Annotated in this window: 1 pseudogene; it reads left to right on the top strand. The window is 26.1% G+C overall.

Annotated features, from left to right (window positions below):
* Window positions 1–548 (top strand): annotated as a pseudogene (locus B4J88_RS15265) (transposase); the annotation flags it as partial.

Here is a 548-nt window from a genome sequence, read left to right as displayed (position 1 = left end):
AATAGTATTCGCCTCAAATTATCGAAAGAATATAATGAATTTGAAAATTGTTTTAATCATTGATAGTATGCCGTTTCAGTTTTGTAAAATAGCAAGTATAAATAGCTCAAAATTTACAAGGAACACTAGTATAATGCACAAAACAGAGGTTTTTGTGCTTCTCAGTAAATGTCTTTTTATGGTTATAAACTTCATGCTGTTTGTTCTTTAAGTGGTGTTTTCCTGAGTTTTAACATTAGTCCAGCATCTGTTCATGTATTCATTTTTGAAACATATTGATTTATTTAATGAAGTTAATATCGATTAGAAACACTGAAAAGATCGAATCAAAAAGATTACAAACCTCAGTTTTATACATTCAAAAAGAATTGAAACTTTATTTTCTCTACTATACGAACAATTTATGATTAGACGCAATTATGCAAAGACTTTTGAGAGATTTAAAACCAAAATTCTAGCTAAAATTACTGCACTATCAGTGATTCAGTACATTATATAGAACTTACTTTTATCAAAATATTAATAATCTAAAAACTCAAATTATTTAA

It is taken from the genome of Empedobacter sp. UBA5036 (genome assembly GCF_002415215.1).
In the GTDB taxonomy this organism is placed as follows: Bacteria; Bacteroidota; Bacteroidia; order Flavobacteriales; family Weeksellaceae; genus Empedobacter; species Empedobacter falsenii_B.
This window is presented reverse-complemented; position numbering and strand designations above follow the sequence as displayed.